The organism is Anaerotignum lactatifermentans, assembly GCF_016902535.1.
GTDB lineage: Bacteria > Bacillota > Clostridia > Lachnospirales > Anaerotignaceae > Anaerotignum > Anaerotignum lactatifermentans_A.
This window is the reverse complement of sequence record NZ_JACSNY010000069.1, coordinates 1-223: the sequence shown is the minus strand read 5'-3', so window position 1 is coordinate 223 and position 223 is coordinate 1. Positions and strand designations below refer to the sequence as shown.

Here is a 223-nt window from a genome sequence, read left to right as displayed (position 1 = left end):
AGGGTCGTTGGTTCGAATCCTACTCGGGGAGTTTTTTGGTCCGTTGGTCAAGGGGTTAAGACACCGCCCTTTCACGGCGGTAACGCGGGTTCGAATCCCGCACGGATCACTCAGATTTCCGGTGACGATGCGCTTAGGGGACACACCCGTTCCCATTCCGAACACGACGGTTAAGACCTAAGCGGTCGATGGTACTTGGTGGGGAGCTGCCTGGGAGAGTAGA

1 tRNA gene and 1 rRNA gene are annotated in these 223 nt (G+C 57.0%); both read left to right on the top strand.

Features of this window, described 5'->3' with window-relative positions:
* Positions 1-37 precede the first annotated feature (37 nt).
* Positions 38-109 (top strand) — tRNA-Glu (locus H9X84_RS12895).
* A gap of 8 nt (positions 110-117) precedes the next feature.
* Positions 118-223: ribosomal RNA gene (gene rrf, locus H9X84_RS12890) — 5S ribosomal RNA — on the top strand; the annotation flags it as partial.